The sequence below is a fragment of the Enterobacter sp. T1-1 genome (assembly GCF_000710795.1).
Lineage (GTDB): Bacteria > Pseudomonadota > Gammaproteobacteria > Enterobacterales > Enterobacteriaceae > Enterobacter > Enterobacter cloacae.
Map to the genome: position 1 here is coordinate 22,164 of NZ_JALW01000041.1, position 6,771 is coordinate 28,934.

Annotated in this window: 7 protein-coding genes; 5 read left to right on the forward strand and 2 right to left on the reverse strand. The window is 55.4% G+C overall.

The genetic code is table 11. The features are described from left to right. The first annotated feature begins 4 nt into the window (after positions 1-4). The 5 genes from hemE (at position 5) to AK59_RS0114055 (ending at position 3,545) form a co-directional block, all read left to right on the forward strand. Positions 5-1,069 (forward strand): uroporphyrinogen decarboxylase, encoded by a 1,065-nt coding sequence (hemE, locus tag AK59_RS0114035; protein WP_020684618.1) that lies wholly within the window; start codon positions 5-7, stop codon positions 1,067-1,069. Between the two features lie 9 nt (positions 1,070-1,078). Continuing rightward, entirely contained in the window at positions 1,079-1,747 is a 669-nt protein-coding gene (gene nfi / locus AK59_RS0114040; RefSeq protein ID WP_029883065.1) for a deoxyribonuclease V, read from the forward strand. Positions 1,748-1,791: 44 nt separating this feature from the next. Then, entirely contained in the window at positions 1,792-2,382 is a 591-nt protein-coding gene (locus tag AK59_RS0114045; RefSeq protein ID WP_029883066.1) for a YjaG family protein, read from the forward strand. Between the two features lie 186 nt (positions 2,383-2,568). Further along, the gene (hupA, locus tag AK59_RS0114050; protein WP_002445246.1) at positions 2,569-2,841 is read left to right on the forward strand and encodes a nucleoid-associated protein HU-alpha; all 273 of its coding nucleotides are present in this window, start codon (positions 2,569-2,571) and stop codon (positions 2,839-2,841) included. 11 nt (positions 2,842-2,852) lie between these two features. Continuing rightward, the gene (locus AK59_RS0114055; RefSeq protein WP_023621286.1) at positions 2,853-3,545 is read left to right on the forward strand and encodes a DUF1481 domain-containing protein; all 693 of its coding nucleotides are present in this window, start codon (positions 2,853-2,855) and stop codon (positions 3,543-3,545) included. Between the two features lie 46 nt (positions 3,546-3,591). Here AK59_RS0114055 and purD read toward each other — a convergent pair whose 3' ends face one another. Then, on the reverse strand, positions 3,592-4,884 hold the full coding sequence (purD, locus tag AK59_RS0114060) for a phosphoribosylamine--glycine ligase (protein WP_029883067.1): 1,293 nt from the start codon (positions 4,882-4,884) through the stop codon (positions 3,592-3,594). Positions 4,885-4,899: 15 nt separating this feature from the next. Next, complete coding sequence (gene purH / locus AK59_RS0114065) at positions 4,900-6,489, reverse strand: bifunctional phosphoribosylaminoimidazolecarboxamide formyltransferase/IMP cyclohydrolase (RefSeq protein ID WP_013095020.1); 1,590 nt, start codon at positions 6,487-6,489, stop codon at positions 4,900-4,902. Positions 6,490-6,771: the final 282 nt, after the last annotated feature.

The window sequence follows — 6,771 nt, forward strand, 5'->3', positions numbered from 1 at the left end:
AAAAATGACCGAACTGAAAAACGATCGTTATCTGCGTGCGCTGCTGCGCCAGCCCGTTGATGTCACCCCGGTGTGGATGATGCGCCAGGCGGGACGCTATTTGCCAGAGTACAAAGCCACGCGTGCGCAGGCGGGCGATTTTATGTCGCTGTGCAAAAATGCCGAGCTGGCGTGTGAAGTTACGCTCCAGCCGCTGCGCCGCTTCCCGCTGGATGCCGCCATTCTCTTTTCGGACATTCTGACCATTCCGGATGCGATGGGCCTTGGGCTCTATTTCGAAACCGGCGAAGGCCCGCGTTTCACTTCCCCAATCAAAAGCAAAGCGGACGTTGATAAGCTGCCCGTTCCCGATCCTGAACAGGAGCTGGGCTATGTGATGAATGCCGTGCGCACCATTCGTCGTGAACTGAAAGGCGAAGTCCCGCTGATTGGCTTCTCCGGCAGTCCGTGGACGCTGGCGACTTATATGGTTGAAGGCGGCAGCAGTAAAGCCTTTACCGTAATCAAAAAGATGATGTATGCCGAGCCGCTGGCCCTGCATGCGCTACTCGATAAGCTGGCGAAAAGCGTCACCCTCTATCTGAACGCGCAGATCAAAGCGGGTGCGCAGTCGGTGATGATTTTCGATACCTGGGGCGGCGTGCTGACCGGGCGCGATTATCAGCAATTTTCGCTCTACTACATGCACAAAATCGTTGATGGCCTGCTGCGTGAAAATGAAGGCCGCCGTGTGCCGGTCACGCTGTTCACCAAAGGCGGCGGTCAGTGGCTGGAAGCCATGGCGGCGACCGGCTGCGATGCGCTGGGTCTCGACTGGACCACCGATATCGCCGACGCGCGCCGTCGCGTGGGTGACAAAGTGGCGCTGCAGGGCAATATGGATCCGTCCATGCTCTACGCGCAGCCTGCCCGTATTGAAGAAGAGGTGGCGTCTATTCTGGCTGGCTTTGGCCAGGGGGAAGGGCACGTGTTTAACCTCGGGCACGGTATCCATCAGGACGTTCCGCCAGAGCACGCTGGCGCGTTTGTGGAGGCGGTGCACCGACTTTCTGCGCAATATCACAAATAAGGAGTGGTTATGGATCTCGCGTCATTACGCGCTCAACAGATAGAACTGGCTTCATCCGTGGTCCGCGAGGATCGTCTGGATAAGGATCCCCCGCAGTATATAGGCGGTGCGGATGTCGGGTTTGAGCAGGGCGGTGAAGTGACGCGGGCGGCGATGGTGCTGCTGAAGTATCCCTCACTTGAGCTGGTGGAGTACAAAGTGGCGCGTATCGCCACCACCATGCCGTACATACCGGGCTTTCTCTCCTTCCGTGAATACCCCGCGCTGCTCGCAGCGTGGGAGCAACTCTCACAAAAACCCGATCTGCTGTTTGTTGATGGACACGGTATCTCTCATCCGCGTCGTTTAGGCGTTGCCAGCCACTTTGGTCTGCTGGTGGATGTACCCACCATCGGTGTGGCCAAAAAACGCCTGTGCGGTGCATTTGAGCCGCTCTCCGCCGAGCCGGGCGCGCTGGCGCCGCTTATTGATAAGGGTGAGCAGCTGGCATGGGTCTGGCGCAGTAAAGCGCGCTGTAACCCGCTGTTTATCGCAACCGGGCACCGTGTGAGCATGGACAGCGCCCTGGCCTGGGTGCAGCGTTGTATGAAGGGTTACCGGTTACCTGAGCCCACGCGTTGGGCAGATGCGGTGGCCTCTGCTCGTCCGGCTTTTGTTCGTTGGCAGGAAATTCAGTGATGAATCAGGTAAACTGCGGCTAATTTTCGATTCGAGATCTCATCATGCTACAAAACCCGATTCACCTGCGCCTTGAGAAGCTGGAAAGCTGGCAGCACGTCACCTTTATGGCTTGCCTGTGCGAGCGCATGTATCCGAACTACGCCGCGTTCTGCAAGCAGACGGAGTTTGGTGATGGCCATATTTATCGCCGGATCCTCGACCTCATCTGGGAAACGCTGACGGTCAAAGACGCAAAGGTGAACTTCGACTCTCAGCTGGAAAAGCTCGAAGAGGCTATTCCGGTGGCGGATGATTTTGATCTGTACGGTGTCTATCCGGCAATTGATGCCTGCGTAGCGTTAAGCGAACTGATTCACTCTCGTCTGAGCGGTGAAACGCTGGAGCACGCTATTGAAGTCAGTAAGGCATCCATTACGACCGTAGCGATGCTGGAAATGACCCAGGCAGGCCGTGAAATGACCGACGAAGAGCTGCGGGTTAACCCTGCGGTTGAACAGGAATGGGATATTCAGTGGGAGATTTTCCGCCTGCTGGCAGAGTGTGAAGAACGCGATATTGAGCTGATAAAAGGGCTGCGTGCGGACTTGCGTGAGGCCGGCGAGAGTAATATTGGTATAATTTTTAACCAATGAGACAACAAAACGTGATTTAACGCCTGTTTTGTCGCACCTCGACTCTTCCCTTCTGCCCCCCGTCTGGTCTACATTTGGGGGGCGAAAAAAAGTGGCTATCGGTGCGTGTATGCAGGAGAGTGCTATTTTGGCATTTTCGTCGCACTCGATGCTTAGCAAGCGATAAACACATTGAAAGGATAACTTATGAACAAGACTCAACTGATTGATGTAATTGCGGACAAGGCTGATCTGTCTAAAGTGCAGGCTAAAGCTGCTCTGGAATCTACCCTGGCTGCTATTACTGAGTCTCTGAAAGAAGGCGATGCTGTACAACTGGTTGGTTTCGGTACCTTCAAAGTGAACCACCGCGCTGAGCGTACTGGCCGCAACCCGCAGACCGGTAAAGAAATCAAAATCGCCGCAGCTAACGTGCCGGCATTTGTTTCTGGTAAAGCACTGAAAGACGCAGTTAAGTAAGACGCGTGGCAGTGAACAGTTTTAACGAAGGGGCGGCAACGCCCCTTTTGTCATTCTGGCGTGGCGCGCTCGCGCTGGCGGGCGTGTTACTGCTTTCCGCCTGTAGCCATGACACCTCTTTACCACCGTTTACCGCCAGCGGTTACGCTGACAACCAGGGAGCGGTGAGGATCTGGCGTAAAGATTCTGGCGGTGAAGTGCATCTGCTTTCCGCTTTTAGCCCGTGGCATAACGGCAATACATCGACCGCAGAGTATCGCTGGCAGGGAGACGACCTGTCATTCATCGAACTCAATATCTACGGCAAAACCCCCGAACATGTAAAAGTGCGGTTTGATGACCACGGCGAGCTGAGCTTTATGCAGCGTGAAGTCAACGGTCAAAAACAGCAACTCTCCAGCGATCAGGTTGCTCTCTATCGTTATCGTGCCGGACAAATCCGTCAGACCAGCGATGCGCTGCGTCAGGGACGCGTGGTGCTGCGCCAGGGGCGCTGGCATACCGATGGTACGGTCACTACCTGCGAAGGGCAGACAGTCAAACCTGATCTTGAATCCTGGGCAACCGAACATATTCAGCGCCGTCAGCGTCATTCATCGATGGAAGTGAGTGTGGCGTGGCTTGAAGCGCCTGAAGGCTCTCAGCTGTTGCTGGTGGCGAACGAAGATTTCTGCACCTGGCAGCCGACAGAAAAGAGTTTTTGACGTAAATCCCCTCTCCCTTGAGGGAGAGGGTTAGAATGAGGGGGGATTACTCCCCTTGCTCACGTGCAATCGCACGATAGCCGATATCCTGACGGCTAAAGCTACCGTTCCAGTGGATATCCGCCATCAGGGCATAAGCGCGCTTCTGCGCTTCGGCAACGGTATGACCCAGCGCGGTGGCACACAGCACGCGACCACCATTGGTCAGTACGCGATCGTCGTCAGCCAGTTTCGTTCCGGCGTGGAACACCTTGGCACCTTCGGTTTCTTCCAGCGGCAGGCCATGGATCTCATCTCCGGTGTTGTAGTGGCCAGGATAACCGCCCGCAGCAATCACCACGCCCAGAGACGCGCGTTCGTCCCACTCTGAGGTTTTCTCATCCAGCTTGCCGTCGCATGCGGCCAGGCACAGTTCCACCAGGTCAGATTTCATGCGCAGCATGATGGGCTGAGTTTCTGGATCGCCGAAGCGGCAGTTAAATTCGATCACCTTCGGATTGCCCTGCTTGTCAATCATCAGGCCCGCATAGAGGAAACCGGTGTAAGTGTTACCCTCGGCAGCCATTCCTTTTACGGTTGGCCAGATGATACGGTCCATGGTGCGCTGATGCACTTCATCCGTCACCACAGGGGCAGGGGAGTAAGCGCCCATACCGCCGGTATTCGGCCCGGTATCCGCATTGCCCACGCGCTTATGGTCCTGGCTGGTGGCCATCGGCAGAACGTGTTCGCCATCCACCATCACGATAAAGCTCGCCTCTTCGCCATCAAGGAACTCTTCAATCACGATGCGGTGGCCCGCGTCGCCAAAGGCATTGCCTGCCAGCATATCCTGTACGGCTGCTTCGGCTTCTTCGAGCGTCATCGCGACGATAACACCTTTACCGGCAGCCAGACCGTCGGCTTTGATCACAATCGGCGCGCCTTTTTCACGTAAGTAAGCCAGCGCGGGCTCGACTTCGGTGAAGTTCTGGTATTCCGCCGTCGGGATGTTATGACGCGCAAGGAAATCCTTGGTAAAGGCTTTAGACCCTTCCAGTTGTGCAGCGCCTTCCGTCGGGCCGAAGATTTTCAGACCTGCGGTACGGAACGCGTCAACGACGCCAATCACCAGTGGCGCTTCCGGGCCGACGATGGTGAGATCGATTTTCTCGTTCTGGGCAAAGCTCAGCAGCGCGGGGATATCGGTCACGCCGATGGCGACGTTCTGCAGCGCAGGTTCCAGCGCCGTACCCGCATTACCCGGAGCCACAAAAACGGTTTCAACCAGCGGAGACTGCGCCGCTTTCCACGCCAGCGCGTGCTCGCGCCCGCCGTTACCAATCACTAATACTTTCATTTTCTGCTCCGGGAATTAATGACGGAAGTGACGCATATCGGTGAAGATCATCGCAATGCCGTGTTCGTCGGCAGCGGCAATGACTTCGTCGTCACGGATAGAACCGCCAGGCTGGATCACACAGGTGATACCCACAGCGGCGGCCGCATCAATACCGTCACGGAACGGGAAGAAGGCGTCAGACGCCATGGCAGAACCTTTTACTTCCAGGCCTTCGTCGCCTGCTTTGATACCGGCAATTTTCGCAGAGTAAACGCGGCTCATCTGGCCTGCACCTATCCCGATGGTCATGTTCTCTTTGGCATAGACAATGGCGTTGGATTTCACGAACTTCGCCACTTTCCAGCAGAACAGCGCATCACGCAGTTCCTGTTCGGTTGGCTGACGTTTGGTGACGACGCGCAGGTCAGCGGCTGTCACCATGCCCAAATCGCGATCCTGAACCAGCAGCCCACCATTTACACGTTTGAAATCAAGACCCGGCACGCGCTCTGCCCACTGGCCGCAAACCAGCACGCGCACGTTCTGTTTCGCGGCGGTGATTTTCAGCGCTTCTTCAGACGCAGATGGCGCGATGATCACTTCTACAAACTGACGAGAGATAATGGCCTGCGCGGTTTCGGCATCCAGTTCACGGTTAAACGCGATAATGCCGCCGAAGGCAGAGGTTGGGTCAGTTTTATAGGCGCGATCGTAAGCGTCCAGGATAGAGGTACTGACCGCTACGCCGCATGGGTTCGCGTGCTTCACAATAACGCAGGCAGGCTCATTGAACTCTTTCACACACTCCAGTGCGGCATCGGTATCGGCAATATTGTTATAAGAGAGCGCTTTGCCCTGAACCTGCTGGGCGGTAGCGACAGAAGCTTCTTTTACCTCTTCTTCTATATAGAAGGCTGCCTGCTGGTGGCTGTTCTCGCCATAACGCATATCCTGCTTCTTGATGAAGTTCAGGTTCAGCGTGCGTGGGAAGCGGCCGGAAGGATCTTTACTTTCGCCGTGGTAAGCCGGCACCAGGCTACCGAAGTAGTTGGCGATCATGCTGTCGTACGCGGCGGTGTGTTCGAATGCTTTAATCGCGAGGTCGAAACGGGTGTCCAGAGTCAGTGACCCTTCGTTCGCATCCATTTCATTAATAATGGCGGAGTAGTCGCTGCTCTTCACCACAATGGCCACGTCTTTATGGTTCTTGGCCGCGGAGCGCACCATCGTCGGTCCGCCGATATCAATATTCTCTACGGCGTCTTCCAGAGAGCAGCCTTCACGCGCCACGGTCTGGGCGAACGGATAAAGGTTAACGACAACCATATCAATTGGCGCGATATCATGCTGTTCCATAATGGCATCATCCTGACCGCGACGACCCAGAATGCCGCCGTGGACTTTCGGGTGCAGGGTTTTGACGCGTCCATCCATCATTTCCGGGAAACCGGTGTAATCGGACACTTCGGTTACCGGCAGACCTTTATCTGCTAACAGGCGTGCGGTACCACCTGTGGACAGCAGCTCTACACCACGTGCAGAAAGTGCCTGAGCGAATTCGACGATACCGGCTTTATCAGAAACACTGAGCAGAGCGCGGCGGACTGGACGACGTTGTTGCATGGTAAATCCCCTGGATTTCACGATTACAGAGAGCGTTAGATGAATTTTCCAGCGAAAAACTCATCTAACACACCTGACGAGGCATCCTTGTTAAGCGCGAGCATTTTAACGAAAACGTTTGCGCAACGCTCGCGAATTTTCACTTTTTCGCATCGCTGTGGATAACTCTGTGTGTAAAAAGGTATAAGGCGGGGTTTTGCTGGGGAATGCAGCAGTCAGTCATTTTTCTGTCATTTAGCGGTTGCGGCCTGCGGAGAACTCCCTATAATGCGCCTCCATCGA